Source organism: Burkholderia sp. KJ006, from assembly GCF_000262695.1.
Lineage (GTDB): Bacteria > Pseudomonadota > Gammaproteobacteria > Burkholderiales > Burkholderiaceae > Burkholderia > Burkholderia vietnamiensis.
The window spans coordinates 1978614-2002284 of sequence record NC_017921.1; the positions used below are offsets into that span (position 1 = coordinate 1978614).

Annotated in this window: 21 protein-coding genes and 1 pseudogene; 6 read left to right on the plus strand and 16 right to left on the minus strand. The window is 63.3% G+C overall.

What is annotated here, in order from left to right; translation table 11 throughout:
- Positions 1–19: 19 nt before the first annotated feature.
- The 11 genes from MYA_RS22655 to MYA_RS22705 form a co-directional block, all read right to left on the minus strand.
- Positions 20–1531: a gamma-glutamyltransferase family protein gene (locus tag MYA_RS22655; RefSeq protein ID WP_238539587.1), complete on the minus strand. Its 1512-nt coding sequence runs from the start codon at positions 1529–1531 to the stop codon at positions 20–22.
- A 59-nt stretch (positions 1532–1590) separates the two neighbouring features.
- Complete coding sequence (locus tag MYA_RS22660; RefSeq protein ID WP_014725218.1) at positions 1591–2418, minus strand: thioesterase II family protein; 828 nt, start codon at positions 2416–2418, stop codon at positions 1591–1593.
- Positions 2419–2439: 21 nt separating this feature from the next.
- Positions 2440–3063, minus strand: coding sequence for a LysE family translocator (locus MYA_RS22665; protein WP_011882430.1), 624 nt, complete (start codon positions 3061–3063; stop codon positions 2440–2442).
- 65 nt (positions 3064–3128) lie between these two features.
- Entirely contained in the window at positions 3129–3692 is a 564-nt protein-coding gene (locus MYA_RS22670) for a GNAT family N-acetyltransferase (protein WP_014725219.1), read from the minus strand.
- An 11-nt stretch (positions 3693–3703) separates the two neighbouring features.
- A complete protein-coding gene (locus MYA_RS22675; protein ID WP_041494189.1) occupies positions 3704–4609 on the minus strand; it encodes an alpha/beta fold hydrolase in 906 nt (301 codons plus the stop codon).
- Positions 4606–4842, minus strand: a complete 237-nt coding sequence (locus MYA_RS22680; protein WP_011882433.1) for a phosphopantetheine-binding protein — start codon at positions 4840–4842, stop codon at positions 4606–4608. The genes MYA_RS22675 and MYA_RS22680 overlap by 4 nt, the downstream gene beginning before the upstream one ends.
- 89 nt (positions 4843–4931) lie before the next feature.
- Complete coding sequence (locus tag MYA_RS22685) at positions 4932–5855, minus strand: chlorinating enzyme (protein ID WP_014725222.1); 924 nt, start codon at positions 5853–5855, stop codon at positions 4932–4934.
- Positions 5856–5884: 29 nt separating this feature from the next.
- Positions 5885–6142 carry an acyl carrier protein gene (locus tag MYA_RS22690; protein ID WP_034195170.1) on the minus strand — a complete coding sequence of 86 codons (258 nt, stop codon included), beginning with the start codon at positions 6140–6142 and terminating at the stop codon, positions 5885–5887.
- Positions 6075–7676, minus strand: coding sequence for an amino acid adenylation domain-containing protein (locus MYA_RS22695; protein ID WP_041494190.1), 1602 nt, complete (start codon positions 7674–7676; stop codon positions 6075–6077). The genes MYA_RS22690 and MYA_RS22695 overlap by 68 nt, the downstream gene beginning before the upstream one ends.
- A gap of 82 nt (positions 7677–7758) precedes the next feature.
- Positions 7759–8595, minus strand: a complete 837-nt coding sequence (locus MYA_RS22700; protein WP_014725224.1) for an alpha/beta fold hydrolase — start codon at positions 8593–8595, stop codon at positions 7759–7761.
- Between the two features lie 69 nt (positions 8596–8664).
- Positions 8665–9474 (minus strand): hypothetical protein, encoded by an 810-nt coding sequence (locus MYA_RS22705; protein WP_011882438.1) that lies wholly within the window; start codon positions 9472–9474, stop codon positions 8665–8667.
- 600 nt (positions 9475–10074) lie between these two features.
- Here MYA_RS22705 and MYA_RS22710 point away from each other — a divergent pair.
- The 6 genes from MYA_RS22710 to MYA_RS22735 all read left to right on the plus strand — a co-directional run bounded on the left by MYA_RS22710 (position 10075) and on the right by MYA_RS22735 (position 16977).
- A complete protein-coding gene (locus MYA_RS22710) occupies positions 10075–10977 on the plus strand; it encodes a GHMP family kinase ATP-binding protein (RefSeq protein WP_011882439.1) in 903 nt (300 codons plus the stop codon).
- Between the two features lie 9 nt (positions 10978–10986).
- Entirely contained in the window at positions 10987–11991 is a 1005-nt protein-coding gene (locus MYA_RS22715) for a PLP-dependent cysteine synthase family protein (protein WP_011882440.1), read from the plus strand.
- A gap of 3 nt (positions 11992–11994) precedes the next feature.
- On the plus strand, positions 11995–14577 hold the full coding sequence (locus MYA_RS22720) for a lyase family protein (protein WP_014725226.1): 2583 nt from the start codon (positions 11995–11997) through the stop codon (positions 14575–14577).
- Positions 14574–15386, plus strand: coding sequence for a formyl transferase (locus tag MYA_RS22725; RefSeq protein WP_014725227.1), 813 nt, complete (start codon positions 14574–14576; stop codon positions 15384–15386). The genes MYA_RS22720 and MYA_RS22725 overlap by 4 nt, the downstream gene beginning before the upstream one ends.
- The gene (locus MYA_RS22730; protein ID WP_011882443.1) at positions 15387–15989 is read left to right on the plus strand and encodes a LysE family translocator; all 603 of its coding nucleotides are present in this window, start codon (positions 15387–15389) and stop codon (positions 15987–15989) included.
- A 79-nt stretch (positions 15990–16068) separates the two neighbouring features.
- A complete protein-coding gene (locus MYA_RS22735; RefSeq protein WP_238539588.1) occupies positions 16069–16977 on the plus strand; it encodes a D-aminoacyl-tRNA deacylase in 909 nt (302 codons plus the stop codon).
- An 11-nt stretch (positions 16978–16988) separates the two neighbouring features.
- Here MYA_RS22735 and MYA_RS22740 read toward each other — a convergent pair whose 3' ends face one another.
- From MYA_RS22740 to MYA_RS22755, 5 genes and pseudogenes are all read right to left on the minus strand, one after another.
- On the minus strand, positions 16989–17864 hold the full coding sequence (locus tag MYA_RS22740; protein WP_041494191.1) for a helix-turn-helix transcriptional regulator: 876 nt from the start codon (positions 17862–17864) through the stop codon (positions 16989–16991).
- Positions 17865–18518: 654 nt separating this feature from the next.
- Positions 18519–20216, minus strand: coding sequence for a methyl-accepting chemotaxis protein (locus MYA_RS22745; protein ID WP_041494192.1), 1698 nt, complete (start codon positions 20214–20216; stop codon positions 18519–18521).
- Between the two features lie 214 nt (positions 20217–20430).
- On the minus strand, positions 20431–21621 hold the full coding sequence (locus MYA_RS22750; protein WP_014725232.1) for an EAL and HDOD domain-containing protein: 1191 nt from the start codon (positions 21619–21621) through the stop codon (positions 20431–20433).
- Between the two features lie 561 nt (positions 21622–22182).
- Positions 22183–22457, minus strand: a pseudogene (locus tag MYA_RS32260) (IS3 family transposase); the annotation flags it as partial.
- 101 nt (positions 22458–22558) lie between these two features.
- Positions 22559–23653 carry a potassium channel family protein gene (locus MYA_RS22755; RefSeq protein WP_014725233.1) on the minus strand — a complete coding sequence of 365 codons (1095 nt, stop codon included), beginning with the start codon at positions 23651–23653 and terminating at the stop codon, positions 22559–22561.
- Positions 23654–23671: the final 18 nt, after the last annotated feature.

Sequence of the window (23671 nt, forward strand, 5' to 3'; positions counted from 1 at the left end):
GAACTGAATCGCGGCCGCCTCAATGTGCGTCGCGCTCGGCCACCGCCGCCGACCACGGGGACGAGACGAAGGCGCCCCCGGTCAGCTGGCGGGTTTGGCCATCGCGCAGGACGACGTTGGGGCAACCGAACAGATTGGGTGCGACGAGATTGGCGGCCCGCCTGACTTCGTGAGCCGCTCCGATGGCCTGCGCAACCGATGCGTCGAAGCGATCGTCGATCGTGACCCACGGGTCGCCGCTCGCATCGACACGCGGGAAGTGAATCGCGTCCTCGATCGACATGCCGCAATCGACCAGATACGCGACGAGTTGCATGACGGCCGGCATTATCCGTCGGCCGCCCGACGCACCGAGCGCCAGTACGTCTCCCGTCGCGCGCTTGACCACCGTCGGGCACATGTTCGACAGTGGCACGGCGCCCGGCATGATCGAGTTGGCCTTTCCCGGTCGCGGATCGAACCACATGACGGCGTTGTTCATGACGATCCCCGTTTGCGGCAACGTCACCTTGGAGCCGAACATCGACAACAGCGTCTGGGTCAGCGCGACCGCGTTGCCGTGTCGATCGACGACACTGATATGCGTCGTGCACGTCCCGCGTCGCGCATCGTCGCCCGGCGCCGCGCCGCCGATCCGCTCGGCATAGGTCTGCGTCAGCGCGTCGGCGATGCGCGAGAAGAATCGCGCGTCCGGACGTGCCGTCCCGTCGGCGTCCGCTTGCCGCGCGAACAGGGACAGCGCGCGCGTCAGCGCCGGTCCTGCCGTGAGCGCCGATGAGGTCAGGATGGATGCATCGCGGTAGCGCAGCGCTTCGATCGGCGTGATTTCGGCCCGATACGCGGCGAGATCGTCGAAGCTCAGACGCGACCCCACGGTTGCGAAATCGGCGGCGATTCGGCGAGCGAGCGCACCACGATAGAAATCGTCGCCGCCGCGCTCGGCAATCGCCTCCAGCGTGGCCGCCTGATCCTCCAGCACGATCGGCGATGCCGCGCCCGCCCAGTCCGACGCAGGCGCGTGTCCGTCCCGCAGATAGCATGCACTGCTTCCCGGATAACGTGCGAGCCCCGCGGCAACGGACGCGATCTTCAAGGTCAAGTACCAATCGATTTCGAGTCCTTCCCGCGCGCAACGAACCGCCGGCTCCACCAGCCGCCGCCACGGCAACGAGCCGCATTCGCGATGTGCCAGCGTCATGCCGGCGACCTGCCCCGGAACGCCGATCGAGAACGGACCTTCCAGATTGCGGTCGTCGACGACCGCGGGCCACCCGAACATGCCCCGCGCCGGTTCTCCGGTCAGGCGATAGTCGTCGGCTTCGAGCGCCAACGGCGCTCTCGCTGCGAAGTCGATGCTGAATGCAGTTCGGCCGGCCGGCGCAACGACCATATGCCCGACGCCGCCCAACCCGCTTTGCCACGGTTCGAGCACGCCGATCGCGAAACTCGCGGCTATCGCGGCATCGACCGCGTTGCCGCCGTCCTCCAGCACCGCCGCGCCGATGCTCGATGCCTTGTAGTGCTGGCTCACGACGATGCCGCCCGATGCGGAAATCGCGGCCTTGCGGATCTGCCAATTTTCTAGATGCGTCACTTCATCCCTCTGTCGTGATCGGGCGCACACGCATGGCGTGCCGGCGCAACGGATTCGCCGTGACGAAGCGCCAGCGAATGCTGGACGATCGCAGCCAGGTGATCCAGTACGGCTTGCATTGCCGAATGGATAAAAAAATGTCCGCCGTCGAAACGACGTATCGAAAACTCCGTCGACGTGAAGGCGTGCCACGCCAGCGCATCCGCTTCCGATACCAGCCCGTCGTCCGCGCCGGTCAGCACGTGGACCGGTATGCGCAGATCGTGCGGCGTGCTGCGCCAGGTTTCCCGGCACTGCAGGTCGGCGCGAATCGTCGGCATGAAGGTATCGAGGAAATCCCTGCGCTCGCGCGCAATGGGCGGCAGCCCGTCGAGATGGATCAACGCTTCGATCAGCGCGTCGCGCGGCAGCAAATGCAGCACGTGCTCACGCCGAATCGGCAGGTGCGGCGCGGCACATGCCGACGCGACGAGGGCGATCGGAGGCCGCCCGAGCTCGACCAGCCGACGTGCCAGCTCAGCCGCCACGACGGCCCCCATGCTGTGGCCGAACAACGCGAACGGCGCAGGCGGACAGTCGCCGACCATGCGAACCAGCTCGTCGACCACGGCATCCATATGCGTCAGCGCCGGTTCGGCAAATCGGCTGCCGCGCCCGGGCAATTCGATCGCACAGACTTCGAGGCTCGCGGGCAGCGCGTGTCGCCAGCCGGCGAAGATCGAGGCACTGCCGCCCGCGTAGGGCAGACAGAAAATCCGGGCGTCCGCGTGCCCGTCGGTGGGAAAGGACACGATACCGCGGGGAAGCCGCGTGGTTTCGGGCATGACGGGCATATCCGCGCGCGCCTATTTCCAGAACAGCAACGGCACGCATGCGAGCAGCAGCAGCGCCATCGTGCGGTTATAGATCACGCGCGCACGATCGGTATGCAGCAGCTTCTGCATCCCGACGCCGAGCGCGGCCCACACGGACACGGCCGGAAAATTGATCGCCACCATCAATATGCAGATTCCGATTACCGATGAAATGAAGCCCTGACCGTCGACCGAGAACAGAATGATCAGGTTCGCGGCCATCAGCCAGGTTTTCGGATTGACGAACTGGAACGTCGCGGCCTGAACGAACGAAAAGGGCTTCGTTTGCGCGTCCTTGGCCGCGGGCCGCCCGGCGTTCGCGATCTTGAACGCGAGGTATGCCAGATAGAGCGCGCCAACCACGAACAACGCCAGTCTTGCCGCCGGATATTCGGTGAACACGACCCCGAGCCCGGTCGCACTCAGCGCGACCAGAACGGTTGCGCCCACCGTAATGCCCAGCAAATGCGGTAACGTGCGCACGAATCCGAAGTTCGCGCCGGACGCGGCAAGCATCACGTTGTTCGGGCCAGGCGTAATCGAGAGCGCGAGAATATACGCGGCGACGGCCAGCGGCTTGAATTGTTCGATTCCTGATGCAAGAGCAAACGACATGAGGTCCCCCTGACGGACATTTCAACGGCGTTACGAAGACAGCACGCGCTGCCGGCGAATCGAGATCAGCGTGCGGTCGATCTGACGAATTTCTCGATGGCGTCGAGTTCTGCGCGCAGCACGCGATAGCTGACCGTTTTAACGGGATTGCGCAGCATCGGCATGTCGATGACGCCCTCGCCGTGCGGCTCGATCCCGAGCTTGCTTTTGACGCGCTGCGCCGAAACGTTTTCGGCAGGCGTCTCGAAGCGGATGCTCTCCAGATCGAATCGATCGAAGAAGATGCGCATGGCTGCCAGATACGACACCGGTCCGATGCCTGCGCCGCGGTATCGGGCCTGCCAGATATGGGCGTGCATCACGGCACTGCGCCCCGGGTCGAGGTGCGTCAGCTCGTGGACGCCGATCGCCTCACCGATGTGACGGATCGTCAATATCGGCGCAGGCGCGACACCGCCGCATGCCCGCCGTACCAGAATCGTCAGCAACTCGCGCATGCGTCGCTCGCTCGGCAGCTTGTCGACGTCGACGTTCATCGACTCCATCAGCGCCGGCGGCGACCGATACCAGTAGTCGAGACAAGGGCCGATGTCTTGCTCGGCGAAATCGTCGACGCGGATATCCGGCAAATGAATCCTGTTCATGATCGCGCCACAATGAAATCGATGATCGATCGGTTCACGTCGGCCGGCTTTTCAAGGTGAAGGAAATGCCCGGCCCCGTCGACGATCTCGCGCGTGAGCGCCGCTGAAAAATATTCCGGCACGCCGTCACCCGAAAATGCTTCGAGACGCCCTTCGCGATCGTGAGTGCCGTGCATCAGGAGCGTCGGCACGGTGACCGGCCCGGCGGCGATGCGGGCCTGCTGTTCACGACGCTCCGGGTCGCGCAACGCGACATGGCGACAGCGGTATTGCGCGAGCGCCGCGTCTAGCACGCCTGGCTGGCGAAACGTGGTCTTGACCGCTTCGACGATGTCCCGCGGCACGTCCCAGTTGCGCGAAGCATCGCGCCACCACGCCTCGATGAACGCGAAATCGTCGTGGGCCAGCACCTGCTCGGCCGACGGCGATTGAAAGAAGAACGTGTGCCAGATGCCTTTCAGGTAGTCGTAGTGCAGCCGCTGCGCCGCGTCGGGACGGCTCCATCCGAGCGCCACCAGCTTCGTGACGCGCTCCGGAAACAGAATGGCCGCCGCAATGGACGCTTGTGCGCCCCAGTCGTGCCCGACCAGGATCGCCTGTTCGACACCCAGCGCGTCGATCAACGCGCGCAGGTCATGCGCCATGTAGCAGGTGTGGTACTGATCCGCCGGGGCGGTGCCGGACGGCGCGTAGCCGCGCAGGTACGGTGCGACGGCCGTGAAACCCGCGTGCGCCAGCTCGGCGAGCAAAGGCAGGAACGAGCGCGCATGGTCCGGAAAGCCGTGCGAGCAGATGACCAGCGGGCCGCTGCCTTGCTTCAGATAATGAATCTCGATGCCGTTCGCGTCGATCGCGCCGCGCGTTACGTCCATCGGGTTCGACAAGCAGGCTGCGCGACTCATGCGACGTTGCTCAGCCGTTGTTCGACGACCGCGGCGAAACCGTCGACCGTCGAATGATTCATGAAGTCCAGCAACGACACTTCGATACCGCACGCCTGCTCGACCTTCGTGACCAGCACCGCCGCGGCCAGCGACCCGCCGCCGAGCACGAAGAAGTCCGCATCGGCCGCGACGTGCTCGACGCCGAGCGCTTCGGAAAACAGGCGCTTCACGAGTGCCCTGGTTGTCTGCATGTTCACTCCATCACGTGAATCGGATCGCCACCGCCGTCGCCGCGCGCGCGGCGACGATCCGGATATCGCTGGTATCGGGCCGTCGGCCGTCAGCCGCGGTCGTCGAAAGCAAACGCCCGCCCTCGCGCATTGCTGAGCGCGCGCCGGTTGTGACCGTAATGGTCCTCACCCGAGACCAGCACGACGCCATACTTGTCGAGCGAAATGGCGCTGCCGTACTCCTCGACGACGTTCGTATCCGGATACACCTTCACGCCGGTCGGAACGTAGCGGCTCGCGTAGCCGAGCCGCGTCACGTCGGCCGTCGAATTCGGAAACGACGAATGCATCAGCGTGGACCAGAAGATCACGCACTCGCCGGCCTGCATCGTGATCGACACCGCCTGCGACTCATCCGGCTTCCACGACGGATCCTTCTGAAGGGAGCGGTAGTCGTAACCGAAAAAACCGCGCTTGATCCCGTCCTTCTCCTGGGTATTGATCTTCGAAGCGTCGTAGGCCATCTTCTTCGACTCGTCGTAGAACATTTCCTCGTGCGTGCCGGGAATGAAGCGCAGACAGCCGTTCTCCTCGGTCGCATCGGTGAACGCGGTCCAGGCGGTAATCGCCCCGCCGAAACGGCTTTCGCCGGGCCAGACTATCTGCGGCGCGCCCGATGCATGCGCGAACGTATCGGCCTGATGCCAGTCCGTCCCCTCGTCGCCCGGGTACTTCGGAAACATCTCCGATCGCCAGCACAACAGGTCCGGCCCGAGCATGCTCGCGACGCGATCGACGATCTCGCGCCGGCCGATGTGCTCGCTGAGCAGGTTCACGTCGAGGTGACGATCGTAATTGGCGATCGGGCTCGTCGGCGGCAGATCGTAGATAGCGTGTTCCCTGTCGAACAGCTCGGCGCGAATCGCCCTGTAGCGCTCGCGCGCCTCGTCGGGCGAGTACACGCGAAACGGCCCGAAAAAGCCCTGTGCACGGAATCGGGCAAGTTCGTCTGGAGTCAGTGAAAACTGCGTCATGTCGATCCTCTCGGTTGAGTCGCTTTGCGCTATTTCTCTACGGCGGTTGCGGCAACGGCTGCCGCTCGATAAAGCCCGGTCCAGCCGGCCAGCGTCGGCGCCAGCATCAGCTTGGCCGTCGGTACGGTCACGCCCAGATCCTCCTCGATCTTGACTTGCAGCTCGACGATCGACAGCGAACTGGCGCCCAGGTCGAAAAAGTCGTCGTCGTCGCCGATCTCACGATCCTTCAACAACTCGGCCAGTCGTTTCCGAATGGGTTCCTTGAATTGCAGCGATTCGCTCATGTTCATCTCCGGTATTGCGGTTCTCCTGCGAACTCATCAGGCTCCGCCTGTTGACCTTGCCATTGACGGTCAACGGCAGCGCCACTTGCACTTCGATTACGTCGGGAATCATGTAGCTCGCCAGATGTCGCCCGAGGTGACGCCGGACGGCCGCCCTGACCTCGGCGGGATCCCGCGACGACTGCACGAACGCGACGAGACGCTTTTCTCCCAGCTCGTCGCGTCCGACGTCGACGATCGCGTCCTCCACGTCGTCGGCCGTCGCGAGCACCTGCTGCACCTGTTCGACCGATACGCGATAGCCGCGTATCTTCACTTGCCTGTCGACGCGACCGATGAATTCGTAGGCGCCGTCGTGGCCTTCCCGCACGAGATCGCCCGTCCGGTAAAGCTTGCGATCCCGGTCGTGCGGATCGTCGACGAACACGGCCCTCGTTTTCTCCGGATCGTTCAGATAACCGAGCGCGAGGCCGATACCGCCCGCATAGAGCTCGCCCACCTCGCCCGGGCGCACCGGCTGCCCGCTCGCGTCGAGCACGCACACCATGGTACCGGTGACCGGCCTGCCGATGGGCACCGTCGCGACCGGCGGTGCAGCGGCCGTCATCACATGGCAGCAGGTAAATGTCGTGTTTTCCGTCGGTCCGTATCCGTTGATCACGGTCAGCGAGGGAAATGCGGCGAGCACGCGTGCGACCGCGTCGGCCTGGACCACGTCGCCGCCCGCGAGGAGCACGCGAAGTTCCGATAGCAGCGGCAGCCGATTGCGCACCACCAGATGGAACAGCGCAGCCGTCAACCACATGACCGTCACGCGCTCGTCGCGCAACAGACGGCCCAGCGCGTTCAGATCGAGCACCGGCGATTCCTCGACCACCAGCGTCGCGCCGTTGAGCAGCGCTCCCCATATTTCGAACGTCGATGCGTCGAACGTGATCGGCGCCATCTGCAGCACACGATCGTGCGGACTCAGCGCGATGTAGTTCGTCTCGACGACCAGACGGTGGACCGCCTGATGCGGCACCAGTACGCCCTTCGGCTTGCCCGTGCTGCCGGAGGTAAACATCGCGTAGGCCGGCGAGATCGGCGTCGGCGCCTGCACGGGTGCGCTCGTCTGCGCGCCGTCGCGCCGGTCCGCCAAGACCCCGTCGCGCCCGATCTCGACAAGCGCGATGCCGGCGAGATCCAGATCGGATCTCACCTGCGCGACGGACTCGGGCAACGTCAGTGCGACGCGCGCACCGAGTTCGCGCAGCTGCTCGTTCAGCACCGAGGCCGGGCCGGCCGGATCGACCGGAACGTAGTAGGCGCCGGCCTTCAGCACGGCAATCATCGCGATCACTGCGCCGGGCGAACGCGGCAACAGCAGCACGACCGGCGAACCCGCGGTAACGCCGGATCGGGCGAGGCGCGCCGCCAACCGATCGGACAGCGCGTCAAGTTGCGCGTAGGTGTACCGCGCACTTTCCGCGGCAAGCGCGGTGTGCTCGGCACGACGCCGGACCATCTGTCCGAATCGCTCGAGTATGCTCATCTCCAGTCCTGCCGGCTCGACATCAAACAGACACTCGCTTCGGGACCGACGGACCGTCCGTAGCGAACCAAGGCGTACGTCGTCATGCCGCTCCCCTGCCGCCAAGGAACTCGACGATCGAATCGTTGACCGCGTTCCTGCCACGCAGGATTTCGTAGTGGTCGCCCGGCACCACGACGTGTTGCTCGGCATTGCGCAACAACGCCGCAATGACCCGCGAGCTGGCGGCGCTCACCTGTTCGTCGCGGTCGGTCGAGATCAGCCGCGTCGGGTGCGGTACGCTGCCGGCCAACGCCATGAAATCGGTGCCGCGATACGTCAGGTAATTCAACCCGTGGCGATGCAGACGTGCAGCCGACGAGAACGGCACGAGAACCTCCTCGTCGAATTCGGTCTTGGCCGGCGCACGCACGCGGCTCGCCGTGAGCTTCTCGCACAAGGCGGCCGCATGATTCAGGCTTTGCGCCGCCAGCGGCAGCAGGCTGTCGACTTCCCGTTGAAAATTCGATTGCGGGCAGACCGTGGGGCTCAGCATGTACTCTCCGCAAACCAGCGCGAGACGATCGATGCGATGTCCCTTGATGGTTGCGGCGACGAGCGCGATGCCGGCGCCCGAGCAAAACCCGACGACGTCCGTCTTGCGCACGTCAAATGCGTCCAGCACCGAGCACATGTCCCGAACATGCGCCTCCGGCGTCATTCCGCTCTCGTGCGGCGCGAGGGGCCGATCGCACAACGAGCGCCCTTGCCAGGTGAGCACATTGAATTCGCTCGCCAACAGCGCGAACAGCGTGCGCGCGGCATCGACGCGAAGCCCGAACGGAAGTATCAACGTCAGGAACGGCCTCGTTTCGAGCCAGTCGCCATGCAGTACGCGCAGTTGCTTTCCATCGGACGCGGTAATGAACGATTCGTACATAGACAGGGTTTTCGTCGAGACTGGATGCATCTTGCGATGGACGAGCGGGCGTGATGGACGTCGACCGGACTAGTGCAGTAGTTTCCAGCCCGCCTCGTGATACACGAGGAACGTGCCGATCGTTCGGCGCAGCGACGAGCAGCGCTCGACCGCATGCAGATTGCGGCTATTGAAGACACACAGCTGACCGCTGCGTGGCCGCACCGTCAGCGCATCGACTCCGTCGAGCACGCCCAGCGTCTTGTGCTGCGCATACTCTTCGGCCCACTGGTCGAGCTGGCGACGCGATTCCGGGCGGATGTTCCACAGAACGAAGCCCGCTTCGTTCTCGGCCTTCTGTATCGTGATGAAGGCGCCCAGCTGCTCGAGATTGAGCCGGAACGGCCATCGTTCGACATCGCGCCCGAAGTCGATGCAGTCGCAGTGCGGCGCAAAGCTGAACGGATCGCCTTCGAAAGGCGGATATTCGCGCTTCGTCGCCAACATGAATTGACTCCAGTTGCCGAACTGGAGCGTTTCCGCGCCCAGCTCCTTCATGAACAACTGAATGAAGCGCGTGTCGCGCATCGGGATATTCGCGACGCCGGCATGACCGAAGTACTCGGCGATATTGCTCACCAACGATTCGGGATGGGAGCGCTGAAGCTGACCGAGCGTTATCCCGGTTGCGTTCAGCGCGCGGTGGTACTGGTGGTTGCGCAAATCGGGGAAGCCGCGATCGTTCCACCATGCATCGATTTCGTCGGGGCCGACCACATCCAGCAATGCCACGGCAACTTCCCGATCCCGCACGCACTCGGCGGCCTCGCGCAGCGTCATGCGCCTGTCGACGCCTTGTCCGTCGAATGTCATAAACCGGCCAGCGAATACCGTTTCCATTTCACGTTTCCAGAATGGTTGAGTGATTTCCGCGTGCCCGCGAACCGACGCGTCCTGACTCGAAAGTCAAAACCCGTCGACGCGTCGACGCCGCAAACGAAGCTTCGATTGAATTGAATCGGATAACTACGCATCGACACGGCGGTCCGATCCATGTTCGATCGTGCGATGTCGACTTCGACGAAACTCGGGCAACGACGGATGCCGTGCGCACCGGCTCGTTGCAACGAGAGTGGGCACGCCGTCTTCCGTGGTGGAAACACTCTATCCCGCACCGGCCGCGTACGTAAAGAGTGGTCGACTCGCTCGAGCTCGCCACGCCACCGGCATCGCCGCGCGATCTCAGCGTCCCTGACGCTGCACCGCTCACCCGGCCTCAAACCCATACCCAGCAAGGATCCGAAGCGCTTCGTCGGCGCTTTTGGCGAGACGGAATCCGCTCCGGCCGCACGCGTTTTTCAATCGATCCGGCTCGCGCCGCCACGCGCGGCTGAGCAACATTTCGATACTAGTGCGCAATTTTCATAAAGAAGCGGACGAGCGGCCGTCGCTATGCTCTGGGCTCGACATCACGATTTGCCTTCATTCCGAGAGGAGAAAATGGCCGTTCTGTCAGAGCAAGACGATGCGCTACGAAACGACGCGTTCCTGTCGCTTTTCCCCAGAGGCGAATGTCACGGAACGTTCGGCGAGCTGATGCAGGGCGTGTTGCCGGACAATCGACATTTCCTGGTCACGTTGCCGGTCAACCTGAAGAGCGTCGTCGAGTTCGAGATCACCGGCGCCGATCGCGTTGCCGTGGATGTCGGATTCAAGACCAAGGCATGTCGCGCGGTTCAGGACTATCTGCGCCTGCACGGGCTGCCACCGGGCGGCATGCTGCATTTCAAGTCGATGTTCGCGGTCGGCAAGGGGCTGGCGAGTTCGTCCGCCGACATGGTCGCGGCGATCCGTGCGGCCGCATACGCGTACGGCCGAACACCGGCGCCCGAGACCATCGAGTCGATCCTGCGCGCCATCGAACCGACGGACGGCGTGATGTACGACGGCGTCGTGTCGTTCTATCACCGCGAGGTAAAGCTCGACGAGCGACTCGGCAAGACCCCCGCGCTCGTGATCGTCAGCGCCGATCGCGGCGGCGAATGCGACACGATCGAGTTCAACCGGAAGAAACGCGATCCGTCCGCGGAAGTGCGCGACGAATATCGCGGCATGCTGATGCGGATGAAAGCGGCGGTTCGCGCCCAGGACCTGCGCGAGCTCGGCGAGATCGCGACGCGCAGCTGCCAGTTGTCGCAGGCATTCAATCCTCATCCGCACATCGACGTCCTGCGCAAGCTGCGCGCCGAGACCGACGCGCTCGGCCTCGTCGCGACCCATTCCGGCACGTGCGTCGGGCTGCTCTACGACGCGAACGCTCCCGAAACGGCGACCGCGGCCGCCTATGCCCAAGCGCGCCTGCAGGTCCGTCGAATCGAATCCATTCAATACACAACGGTATAGGAATCGTACATGCTTCAATACGAATCGTCGCTGGATGCGATGCGGGACGCCGTGCTGTTTCCGATCGGGCAAGCCTTGCACATGGTGTCGTTCAAAGCGATGAAGATCGTGCCGGCCCATTACATCATCAGCAAGGCGCGCGATCGCGGCGACCTGCAGCCGGGCAAGACCGTGGTGGAAACGTCGAGCGGCAACTTTGCGCTCGGGATGGCCATCGTATGCAACCGCCTGAACCATCCGTTCGTGGCGATCGGCGATCCCGCGATCGATCCGGCGTTCAAACGCCAGCTCGAAATGCTGGGCGGCCGGGTTGAAATCGTCACGGACAAGAAGGGCAGCCAGGGATACCAAAAGGCACGACTTGACCGGCTGCAAGAGATTCTCGCCGCCGAGCAAGGTGCCTTCTGGTGCCGCCAGTACGACAACGAGAACAACGGGCTCGCTTATGCAAACATCGCGCGCGAGCTGCTCGAAATCGTCGGCCCTCGCCTGATTCTCGTCGCACCGGTCGGCTCCGGCGGATCGAGCTGCGGGATCGCGGCCGCGCTGCGCGCCGGCGGTGCGGATTGCACGCTCGTCGGCGTAGACACATTCAACAGCGTCCTGTTCGGCCAGATCGACGGCCCGCGCAAGTTGCGCGGGCTCGGCAATACCATCATGCCCGGCAACCTGAAGCACATGCTGTTCGACGACGTGCATTGGGTCAGCTCCGAACTCGCCGATCACTTCACGCGCAAACTCTACAAGACCACCGGCCATTTTCGCGGGCCGACCACCGGCGCCGCGTTTGCCGTCGTCCGCTTCGTGCGCAACCGATATCCGGATGCACCCATCGTATTCCTCAGCCCGGACGATGGCTCCCGCTATGTCGACACGACCTTCGCCAGCAACGACGACAGCCCGGCCTACGATCAGCTTCGACCCGTGGAGATCGGGCACCCCACCGCGTACGACGCGAATACGGAATGGGCGTGGATGAAATGGGATCGCTCTGACATTCACCGGTTTCAATGAATCATGGCGATCGTCTACATCGAATCGAACACCACCGGGTTCGGGCAAAGCCTGCTCGACACGTCGCTGAACCATGACGAAACCTGCTTTCTCGTGCGCGACCGCGCGCGCTATCCCTTTCTCGCGAGACTGTCGCCTGCCGTTCGGGTGATCGATTGCGACACGCAGTCTGTCGACGCGCTCGAGCGCGTCGTCGGCGAGATTCCGGACGTGCGTTATATCGCGTCGACGAGCGACGCGTTCATCGAGAACGCCGCACGACTGTCGCAGCGCCTGGGCCTGCCTGGCACGCCCGCGGAGGCCGTCGCCTTATGCCGGGACAAGTTGCGGCTTCAGGATACGCTGCGCGACCATAGCGTCCCGTACCCGTACACGACGGCGATCGAATCGGCGGATGCCGCGCGCAAGCTGACCTATCCGGTCATCGTGAAGCCCAGGCAGGGCACCGGAAGCATCGGCGTGCGCCTTGTCGAACGCGAGCAGGACTTTCCGGACACATCGGGCGGCGCGTTCATTTGCCAGCGCTTCATTCCGGGCGCGGAGTTCTCCGTCGAATCGTTCAGCGACGCCGACGGACACCATGTGCTCGCAGTCACACGCAAGTTCCTGACCAAACCGCCCCATTTCCTGGAGCTGGCGCACGTCCTGCCTGCCGACCTCGATGCGATGACCCAGGCCCGCATCGTCGATACCGTGCGGCGGGCGCTCGATGCGGTCGGTTACGCGTTCGGTCCCGCGCACACGGAACTGAAGGTCCACGGCGACACGATCGCCATCATCGAGATCAATGCGCGCCTGGCCGGCGGCATGATTCCCCGTTTGATGGAACGTGCGTATGGGTGGTCGATCGCCGACCTGTACGTGCGCAGCCATCTGTCGGGTCGCAGCCAGTTCGTCGTACCGACACCCGCGCTGTACAGCGCCGTTGCGTTCGTCGTGCCGGAAGTCGGGCGCCGCTACGTCGGTATCGATTTTCCGGACGACTGCGCGGATGCCGGGCTGTTTCGCGACGAAGGCGTCAACGCCGGCAAGTTCGACTTTTCGGATCGCGCCGGCTACGTGATTTCGTTCGGCCGCAGCGCGTCCTCGGTGCTCCGGAAAGCGCTGTCGCTGCGGATGCGTTCACGCGTGCTCTACGACGATCCGGAGCGGACGATTCCCGACCGCGACGCGATTCACGACATCGTCTACGAATCCTCTCCCCCATGCTTCGGCAAGCTGACGGTCAATCTGCTCGCGATCGAGAAGGCCCATCTGATCATGCTGCGGGAACAAGGGATTCTCAGCGCGGAACAGTTTCGCTCGCTGCGAGAAGCGGTAACGACGCTGGAGGCGAATCCGGCATTGTTGAGCGAACATGTTTCCGGTCGCGGAGACTACTTCGACTACGAGCAGTACGTGATCGACCGCTGCGGACGAGACACGGGCGGCATGATTCAGGCGGCGCGCTCACGCAATGACATCAATGCCACGCACCTCCTGCTGACCGTGCGTCAGGCGCTGTCGCATGTCACGCGGCGCGTCGTCGATCTCGGCGAGACGCTCGCACGACGCGCCGCGGATTCGGCCGAGGTCCTGCTGCCGATCTACAGCCAATACCAGACCGCGATGCCGGGGTCGGCGGGCCACTATCTCGTCGCGCAGTGCGAGATATTGCTCGGCACGCTCGATGCGCTGGCCTCACTGCGCGACGGTCTTGGCTCTTCTGCGCTCGGCGCGTGCGCCGGTGCGGGCACCACGTTCGTCACCGACCCGCGGCGCACGGCGGTTTTGCTCGGCTTCTCGACGGGGCCGCTCAACTCGCTGAGCGCGATCACCGACAAGAATCCGGCGCTGCGCTGCGCCTGCCTGCTGACCGAGTTGAGCAGCAATCTGAACCGTATCGCGACGGATCTTCAGCTCTGGTCGATGCGCGAAATCGCGATCGTCACGCTGCCCGACGGCATGTACGGCGGGTCGTCCAACATGCCGCAAAAACGCAATCCGTATCTGCTCGAATGGCTGCGCCTCGGCCACGATCGCATCGCCGGATATTGCGCCACGGCGCTCTCTTCGCTATCGCATCTGCCGACCGGCAACTCCTATCAGGCAAGCCGCACTGCGGTGGAAACCGTCAGCGAGATGAGCGGACTCGTCATCGACATGCTGAGCGTGCTCGTCTATTCGATCGACGGCATCCGCTTCGACGCCAACGCCGCGCGCCGCGCGATCGACATGGGCAACGCAGGCGCAACGCTCGTTGCGGAATCGCTGGTGCAGCAACGCATGGCATCGTTCAGGGACGCTCACGCGGCGGTCGGTCGCGTACTGTCGAGCCCGCCCGATGCCGCGCCGGATGCCGCAGCGGATCCGCTCGGCTCCGCCGCGGCCGCGTTGCTCGGGCGTCTCCATGACGAATTCGAAGGGGCGCACGTGTTCGACCGGCTCGACGGCGGCGGCGGACCGTCGACGCGCAACACGCACGCCGCGCTGACGATACTCGCCGCCCGCCTGCTGGAGCAGCGCCGACGCCAGCGATCGTGCGAATCGCGCGAGACTGCGGTAAGGCAGGCGCTCGATCGGTGCTTCATGAGTGTGCAAGCATGACAAACATCACACTGCTTTGTTCGGACGGCCCGCATCATCTGTATCTCGCCGCGGAAATCCTCGACGCGTTCGGACGCGTTCGCGTCATCGTCGAGCCCGGGCGAGAACAGGCATCGCGCCTGCTGCGCAACGGCCACTATCGCGCGTATCTGTGGACGCGCTATCACGAATGGCGACGCAGGCTGTTCGGCTATGACGCGTACCGGCGGCGCTACTTCGTTCGCGAGCGGGAACCGCGCACATGGGACGCGCTTCGACGTCATGCGGGCGTGCGGTATCTGGAAACGTCATGGATCAACGACACGACCGTGCTCGATGCGCTGCGCGACGATCTTTCCGACGTCTATATCGTGATGGGCACCAAGAAGATCGGCGAGGCCTTGCTGTCGCTCGTCCCGGCCGACCGCATCATCAACATCCATGGTGGCCACCTGCCGTACTACCGAGGCAATCACTGCTTCTTCTTTGCGCTGCACCACGGCGAACTCGACAAGCTGAGCACGACGATCCACCGCGTGTCGGCGGGCCTCGATACCGGCGCCATCATCAGCCGCCATTCGGTTCGGTTCTGCGCGGACGACAATTCGGAAACGCTCTATTCGCGCGCCGAACGAGCCGCAATCGACAGCCTCGTGGTGCGCCTGAAGCGCGAACCCGACATCGCCGCATGGAGCAGCGAGCCGCAGCCGAACGTCGGCTCCACCTATCGCATGCGCGACCGCGGCCCGCTCGTCGAACTCGTGCATCACCTCGGCGCCATTCGCCGCCGGCTGGCGGCAGGCCCGAATCGCGGCAAGGAGACCAGTTAGATGAACGTTGACGATGCACTTGTCGGCAAGTTGCTGCAGATCATCCTGTTCTCGACCCCGCTGATCATTTCGCCGGGGCCGAACAACTTGATGACGACCGCCAACTGCGCGCAATTCGGCTATCGGCGTACGCTGCCATCGCTGACCGGCATCTCGGTCGGCGTGGTCGTCCTGTTCATGGTCGTCGCGCTCGGGCTGTTCAGCGTGATGAGCCGTCACCCGTTGCTGCAACACGCACTCAAGGTGGTCGGCTCCGCGTACATCCTGTACCTCGCCTACAAGCTCTACACGGCTCAGTCCGAACACGCCGAACGCCGCTCGATCGAGCGTCCCATCACGTTCGGCGAGGCAGCCCTGCTCCAGATCGTCAATCCGAAAATCTGGCTGCTCGGCGCCAGCGCGGCGTCGACGTTCCTGCCGTTGACGGGGAACGCCTACGTCGACGCGACGCTCCTGTCGCTCACGCTCGGGATCGTTTTCTTCCCGTGCAACTCGATCTGGGCGGTATGCGGTCTCATGATGCACCGCATGCTGCACGGCAAGACGCTCCAGCGCATCATGGCGCTGCTGTCCGCCTCTTCGATCGTGTTCCTGCTGTTCTGAACTCGCTCGCCCCTCAAGGAAACGCTCGACCGTGAATCACATCGTCCTGGCATTCTGTACCGATCTCGACAAGGACCCGGTGTCGTCGCGCGTGCTCGCGCGACTTCTGGCATCAGGCATCGACTGGCACGCCGATGGCGTCGTGGACGGACGCCCCATCCTGCACACGCAATCCGGCGCGGTGCGCTACAGCCTGCTGCAGCTCGACAACGTGTTCAGCCACGACTATCGGCGCTACGCCCCGCTGGCGAACAGCGTCTTCGCCGACGCCGACGCGATCGTGATCGTCAACTGGCATGAAGGGAAGAACGCGCCCGACCGGATCTTCACGATCCAGACCACCGGCGACATGGAAAGCGGAACGTTCAGCCCGGTGGACCCAGCCGTCACACGCGGCCTGTTTCTGGCTGTCGAGCACGCGCGCCGGCAAGCGGGCCTGGATTCGTATTCGACCTGGATGGAAGCCACGCACTGGTCCGGCCCGCTCTACGGCGCGCAGTCCGGTTGCCTGGTCTCCGCCGTCGAGCCGTCGGTCATCGATCTGGAAATCGGCAGCACCGCGGACGCTTGGGCGTGCCCCGACGCCGCCGACGTGCTGGCACGCGCGTTGCTGACGGTAGGCGAGCGAATCGCTCGACCGGCGATCTCGCTGCTCTGTATCGGCGGCGTCCACTTCGAGCCCGGCTTCACGCAACTGCTGCGCGATTACGGCGACACGCAAGGACTCGCGCTATCGCACGTGCTGCCCAATCACTGGCTGGTCGCGTACGGTTACGATTCGCCCGAACGACTGGCGGACCTGCTCGCGTGTGCCCGATCGATCAAGGGCGGTGTCGATGCGATCGCGTTTCATGACAACCTTAAGGGCGCGCACAAGCAGCAGGTGCGTAGTCTCGCGAGCGAACTTGGCGTTCCCGCGCTCTCGCATCGAAAATTGAGGTCACCCGATCTGGCCGGCCTGATCAACGATGCGAAAACCGTCGCTTGACGTCGGCGTTGTCACTTTCCGCGCACCGCGCCGGGAGAATAGCCGTAATGCCGCTTGAACGCGGTGGAGAACCGGCTGTGCTGGGCGTAGCCGCACTCGAGTGCGATGCTCATGATCTTGTGATCGGTATGTTTCAGCAGGTCGTGCGCGCGATGCATCCGCAATTCGGTCAAGAATGCGTGCGGAGACCGGTCGAACGTGTTCTTGAATTTGCGCAGGAAGTGATAGCGGCTGAGATTGACCAGATCGGCAAGATGCTCGAGCCGCACGGCCTCACCGAGATTGGCGTTGCAATATTCGCGGATCTGCTCGGCCTGCTTCGCCGACAGCCGGCCGCGCGCATCCACGCGCTCCAGGTCGGCCATCGCGTAACGCCTGATCGCATTCAGCAGAATCCAGCTCATCAGGCTATCGATGCCGAGCGACAGCGTGTCATCGTTCCAGTCGGCCTGCGCGATGCTGGTCGCGGCCGCGCTGATGACGGGGGACGCCTCCTGGAATACCTCGCGGAACCGGTAAGCCTCCGCCGGCTGGCGCAAGGACCGGATCAGACTGGGCTCCAGATTGGGCAAATCGAAATAAATATGCAGGAAATTGAGGCGCTCGGTAATCCGCCACTGCGATTCGCCTTCGCCGACCGGGAACAGACAGACCGCGCTTTTAAAGCCTCGGCGTACGATGTGCCGGCCATCGACCTGCGCACAATTCTCGCCACCGGACAAATAGACGCTCAGCACGTTCTCGGACGAACTCTTATATTCGGTCAGCGTGTTATGACCTGTCCATTCTGACAGGATGATGCCCGACGGCAATTGCATGGATCGAACGACTTCGGCGCCAGCCGAATTCAGCGCGCCTCGAACCGTAATCGAGTTTGAAGAAGACATGTGTCGCAATCGTAGGTTGGGAATCTGATGCGAAACGACGGCTTTCCTGCTGGAGAGATACCGCACGCGCGTTCTGAAGCACGTTGCACCACGCCGGGGAAGCTCCGCCAGTGACGCGCGAAGCCGCTCTGTCCTCACCGGCGAGTGTAGTCATGCGTCGTTAGATTACCTTAAGTGCGCCCCAAATGGTCGAACGATGCGTCGCGAATTCGCGCCGGACTGCACGGGTATATATCGCGCGAATTCGGAACGGGACAGATGATTGGACTGAATCGCAAAGCGAGGAACGCCATCTCGGCGAAATTTGTCGGAAAATGCACGCAGCGAACGAAGCCAGCGGGATTCGATGAATGCTGTCCCGGAGGAGGCTGGCGTGATAATCCCCGCTTTACGTGGAATTCAGAAGCAGAAACTAAGCGGCCATGGCCGGCCACTGCTTTGGCGGTAATACGCGCAGGGGATTTGCTCTTCGGTGAACTTGCCCGTTTTCACGGGGTGACTCCTCGTCTCGAGGACAACGTCACGCCGGAAATTTCGACTTCGAAGTCGGAAATTTTTACTGGGCCGAATCACAGCGCCCCGTTCAACAAGAAACGACGCTGGCGGGCGCATGCGCCCGCCGGCGGTCCATCAGAAACCAGAACACATCACGGACTAGAACGACTGCCAGCTCGCAGCGCTTTCATTGGCAACGACTGCGGCCTCGGTTTTGCGTTGAACCGTCTTTCGCACAGCCGGCTTCGGGCGCGGCTGGACCTCTGCCGCACGCTCCGGTTGGCTTGCCGTGACCGCCATCCCGTCAGGCAGGCGGAAGATCGAAACCAGTTCGCGCAACGTGTTCGACTGCGATGCCATCGACTGCGCCGCGGCGGACGCCTCCTCCACGAGCGCGGCGTTCTGTTGCGTGACCTCGTCCATCTGCATGACCGCCTGGTTGACCTGCTCGATGCCGGTATGCTGCTCGACCGACGCCGACGCAATTTCGCCCATGAGGTCGGTGACACGCTTTACCGCGACGACGACCTCGTTCATCGTGGCGCCGGCGTTGTCGACGAGAGACGTGCCGGCCTCCACTTTGGCCACCGACTGACTGATCAGCTCCTTGATCTCCTTGGCCGCCGAAGCGCTTCGCTGCGCAAGCGCCCGCACTTCGCTCGCCACCACGGCAAAGCCCCGACCTTGCTCGCCGGCCCGGGCTGCCTCAACGGCCGCGTTCAGTGCGAGGATGTTCGTCTGGAAGGCGATGCCCTCGATGACGGCGATGATTTCAGCGACCTTTGCCGAGCTGTGGGAAATGTCGTGCATCGTATCGACGACCTTCGCCACCACCTGCCCGCCTCGGACCGCGACCTCAGAAGCATTGCCGGCGAGCGTGTTCCCCTGCCGCGCGTTCTCCGTGTTCTGTTTGACCGTCGCCGTCAACTGCTCCATGCTGGCCGCGGTTTCCTCGAGCGAGGCCGCCTGCTCCTCGGTACGCTGGCTGAGATCGGTGTTGCCGGCAGCGATCTGCGCGGAGCCCGACGCGATGCTTTCGCTGCTCGAGCGCACGCGCCCCACCACGTCCTGCAGCCGCGCGTTCATATTCCGCAGCGCCAGCAGAAGCTGGCTCGTCTCGTCGCGACCGGATACTTCGATATTGGACGTGAGATCGCCGCGCGCGACCGTCTCCGCGATGCCGACTGCGCGACCGAGCGGTGTGACGATGGAACGGGTAATCAACCATGCGACAGCGACAGACAGCAGCAGCGCCGTGCCGCACAACAGACCGGTCAACAGGATCGTCGAGTGATAGTTGGTTGCCGCTTCGGCCGTCGCGACGCCCGCGCCCGCGCGGTTCAGCTTCACATCTTGCTCGACGAGGTCCAATGCCTGCGCGAACAGCATTGCAGACTCCCCTGTCGCAAGCGATCTGGCCGCAGCAAATCCGGCATCGCCCGATTCCGACAGCGCCAGAAGTTTAGCGTCGGAGGCCAGGAATGCGCTCCATGCTTTACCCAGACTGTCGAAAAGCTGTCGCTCCTCGGGCGAAGAAACGAGCTTCTCATAGCTGGCCATCGCAGCTTTCATGGATGCCAGCGCGGCATCGTGCTGACTACGCTGGCTGTTCTTCGCCGAAGCCTCGCTTTCCAGCACGGAGCGGAGCGTAGCCCGCCGGACACCGTTGGCGAGCGCCCTGATTTCACCCAATGTCTGAACGCTGACGAGCCAGTTGTCGGCGATCTCACGGGTGCCCCCATAAATTCGCGATGCCTGCAACATGGCGAGTCCGCCCGTCACCATCAGCAGCAGCAACGTGATGCCAAAACCCACTCTGAGGCGAGTTCCAATGCGCAGGTTAACTAAGTACTTCATAAGCCATTCTCCATTTGACGTTCCATATAACGACTTAGTCTCATCAAGCCGACCGGCGATCGAGCGCAAAATCGACGCATCCGATCGCCATCGAAATCACTGCAGTTGCGCCCGGTATTCCGGGTCGCTTGGCGACTTCCTTCGGCCGGCGATGATGGGTTCGCGAGACGCATTCGGCCTTCGCAGACGTGCCGGGCAAAGGAAGTGCCATCGGCTATCTCTGTCCTTGCCCCTCCGATGTGGAATCCCGTCCGCGCTCGAATATCTCGGCAGCGCCGAGCAGCTCTCCGAGCTTGCCGGACCGCCCGGTAAGAGCCGCTTTCATACCCGGCTCGAGCGGCAGTTCTTCTGCGAACTCATCCTGTTGCCGGCCGTAGACGACGTGCAACAGCGACAGCATGCCGGTCAGGTAAGCGGTCTGTGCGAAGGCCGTCTCGTTCGGGGACTCGAAGAGCGCGACGTCCAGCATGAAGGAAGCACGTTGTCTCGCTAGCGCGATCAGCGGATCTCGACAAACCGTCTCCGGATCGGGATGGTTGTAGAGCAGCAGGCTGCACCATTGGAATAGCCGTGTAGTGCCGATCGCAGCGAGTGCGTGATGCAGCGAAGCGATGGCCGTGCGCTTCGGGTTCACGTTGCCGGAGCAGTTGGCGAGGCGCAGAACCTGCGCCACCAGCACGGGCATGTCGGATAGCGCGTGAATGACGCGATGATCGCCAGCGTCTTCGATCAGCAGGTTGAGCAGATCCACGAGTTGCCCGAGGTCAGGCACCAGACGGCGCGCCTCCATCACCTGCGGTCTGCTAAAGTAAAAGCCCTGGACCATGTCGCAGCCGCTGCCGATTGCGGCATGCCACTGCTCGTGGCTATCGATCTTCTCGGCGACCACGATCTTGCCGGCGCGTTTCAGATCGCCCACCATCGCGCGCGCGCTCGGCGGGTCGAATGCCGGCCACTCGAGCTTGACGATGTCGACTGCCGGCAGGAACGCGACGATGTCGGGCGTGAGCTTCGCGACATCGTCGAGCGCCACGCGAAAGCCGGCTGCGCGCAATGCATTGCAGCGCTTTTTCAGCGACTCGTCGAGCTCACACGATTCGAGGACTTCGAGCACGAATCGCGGACCGGTCAAGATCTGCGGCACATCGGAGTGCAGGAAGTGCGACGTGCAATTCAGGTATCCGTCGAGGCCCGCGAGCACCGTATCGAGGCCCAACGCACCCACGGTGCGCTCGACGACATGTGCGGTGCTGCCGAAGCCGTCGACGACATCGGCGGTGGCCGTGTGGCCGTTCCTGAACAGCAGCTCGTAGGCGACGGTCCGGCCGTCCCGGTCGACGATCGGCTGGCGTGCGACGAACGTCGATGCGCCCTGATTGAGTACCCGTTGCCAAGCCTGGATCATTCCCTGATTCCCCGTTTTTTTTCGTCTCTTATTGCTGTCACTGGCTGCGCTGCGCGGTTCCTGCAACGTATACGTATCGATGGGCGGTTCGGATGCGTTGCGGTGCGCGCCATGTGTACGAAATGTTCCGGACAATCGCCGGTCGCTCGATACCCACGTTCACGCCTGCCCGTGCTCTTCTTCCGCTTCTTACCGGTATGTCGGCACATTGCAAACTTACTGTAATTGATGCGCTCGCCGGCCAAGGAGACATTTCTCAAGACGGCCGAGTAAATCGGTTCGCTTGCCCTACCACGCGGACGCGTCAGCGTGACTGCCAGCCCTCGCAAACGATCAACTGCGAATTAATTTTTTTATTGGCTGATGAGAAAAATATTGTGTTGGACGTAATGAGAAATGTTTAAATCATCAGATGAAATTGGGAATCGATGAATCTTTCTTCCGCGTCGTTGCAACGTCCGCGGATACGGCAGATAAACCCTCATCGATTCGTGAAGATCGATGAAGTGCCGACAGCGAAGGCGATCGATCTCATCCGCGGGGAGCGGAAAACCGGCAGCATTCGTACCGAACGGTTCGGTTGTATCGTTCGAGGTATGCGTTCTGCTGCGTCTTGCACGGACGGCTGTAGTCCAGCCGAATGTCGTACTGTCGAGCCCATTCGAAAATCGCCGCGCTCAGAGACTCCGGCGCGTTACCACACCGCAGCGTTTTGGGCCTCGCCATGCACGGCTCACGCGCTCTGACGGCAGCGAAAAGTCGATCTCGATATCAAGGGCTTCGCGGTTGAAATCTTCAATCACGTTGAACAACCGGAAGCAGCGCCCGTGGGCCAAATGTCACTACTGGACCGCGCATGCATCGCCACCTCATGCGCGCAAGGTGCAACTCAATCTTTTTTGCGAGCGAATTTGGATTTAATCAGAGGCAGCCTCCCTCAACCATCCCCCTCCGGAATCCTCGCCGACTGAATCACGACCAGCGTATCCCCCGCCTCGATCCGGCACGGCGGATCCTCATAAAACGAATGGATCTTCCCGCAGCGATCGAGCCCGACCACGATCGCCCCCGGCACGACGTTCGTCATGCACCCCACCTCATGCGGCAGCGCCGTGCGCTCCACCAGCGTCGCCCGGCCGCGCGTCGACAGCATGTCGTTGACGAACGGCACGATATAGCGGCTGTGTACCGCATCGGCGAGCAACAGCGCGCCGATCTTCGTCGACGACACGATCACGTCCGCGCCCGCCTGCCGCAACTGACGCTGGTACAAATTCTCCTGGATCCGAACGACGATCTTCGTCTCGGGCGCAATGCTGCGCACCGACAGCGTCAGCAGGATCGCGGTCGGATCGTCGGTCACCGAGATGATCACCGCCTTTGCCGCACGCACCTGTGCCTGCTGCAGCAGATCCTCGTGCGCCGGATCGCCGAGCAGCCCCGTCACGCCGAGCGACGTCGCGGCTTCGAGCGCCTGCTGCTGCGAATCGATCACGATGATCGTTGCCGGGTCGACGCCGCTCTCGAGCAGTTCGCGCACGGCGATCGAACCCGACAGTCCGTATCCGCACACGACGATGTGATCGGACAGTTGCTTCTGCAGCCGTTTCATGCGGAATTCCTCGATGACGCGCTGGATCACGAACTGATACGCCGTGCCCAGAAAGATGAACCAGATGCCGATGCGGATCGGCACGATGAAGAACGCATCGATCAGCCGTGCTCGCGCCGTGACCGACACGATGTCGCCATAGCCGACCGTCGCGACAGTGACCATCGTGAAGTACACGAGATCGGCGACGCCCATCGGCGTGCTCTTGGTCGAATCGCGCAGGCCGTCGCGGTCGAGATACAGCACCAGGAACGCCAGCATGCACAGCACGACCACCGCGCCGAGACGAAACAGCAGCGTGCGACGCGGCGACGTCGCGGGCCGCGTGAACAGCGTGCGCACGCGCGGCGCCTGCCACGGGTCGCGCGCGCGACGCAGGCGTGAGCGCAACGAACGGCGCTGGTCGGAAGGCGTTGCCAACGGGATTCTCCTGAACAA

Coding starts and splice junctions, on each gene's coding strand:
- MYA_RS22660 (WP_014725218.1), bottom strand. CDS start 2,418: ATGCCCGAAACCACGCGGCTTCCCCGCGGTATCGTGTCCTTTCCCACC.
- MYA_RS22665 (WP_011882430.1), bottom strand. CDS start 3,063: ATGTCGTTTGCTCTTGCATCAGGAATCGAACAATTCAAGCCGCTGGCC.
- MYA_RS22675 (WP_041494189.1), bottom strand. CDS start 4,609: ATGAGTCGCGCAGCCTGCTTGTCGAACCCGATGGACGTAACGCGCGGC.
- MYA_RS22680 (WP_011882433.1), bottom strand. CDS start 4,842: ATGCAGACAACCAGGGCACTCGTGAAGCGCCTGTTTTCCGAAGCGCTC.
- MYA_RS22685 (WP_014725222.1), bottom strand. CDS start 5,855: ATGACGCAGTTTTCACTGACTCCAGACGAACTTGCCCGATTCCGTGCA.
- MYA_RS22690 (WP_034195170.1), bottom strand. CDS start 6,142: ATGAGCGAATCGCTGCAATTCAAGGAACCCATTCGGAAACGACTGGCC.
- MYA_RS22695 (WP_041494190.1), bottom strand. CDS start 7,676: ATGAGCATACTCGAGCGATTCGGACAGATGGTCCGGCGTCGTGCCGAG.
- MYA_RS22700 (WP_014725224.1), bottom strand. CDS start 8,595: ATGTACGAATCGTTCATTACCGCGTCCGATGGAAAGCAACTGCGCGTA.
- MYA_RS22705 (WP_011882438.1), bottom strand. CDS start 9,474: ATGGAAACGGTATTCGCTGGCCGGTTTATGACATTCGACGGACAAGGC.
- MYA_RS22710 (WP_011882439.1), top strand. CDS start 10,075: ATGGCCGTTCTGTCAGAGCAAGACGATGCGCTACGAAACGACGCGTTC.
- MYA_RS22715 (WP_011882440.1), top strand. CDS start 10,987: ATGCTTCAATACGAATCGTCGCTGGATGCGATGCGGGACGCCGTGCTG.
- MYA_RS22720 (WP_014725226.1), top strand. CDS start 11,995: ATGGCGATCGTCTACATCGAATCGAACACCACCGGGTTCGGGCAAAGC.
- MYA_RS22725 (WP_014725227.1), top strand. CDS start 14,574: ATGACAAACATCACACTGCTTTGTTCGGACGGCCCGCATCATCTGTAT.
- MYA_RS22730 (WP_011882443.1), top strand. CDS start 15,387: ATGAACGTTGACGATGCACTTGTCGGCAAGTTGCTGCAGATCATCCTG.
- MYA_RS22740 (WP_041494191.1), bottom strand. CDS start 17,864: ATGTCTTCTTCAAACTCGATTACGGTTCGAGGCGCGCTGAATTCGGCT.
- MYA_RS22745 (WP_041494192.1), bottom strand. CDS start 20,216: ATGAAGTACTTAGTTAACCTGCGCATTGGAACTCGCCTCAGAGTGGGT.
- MYA_RS22750 (WP_014725232.1), bottom strand. CDS start 21,621: ATGATCCAGGCTTGGCAACGGGTACTCAATCAGGGCGCATCGACGTTC.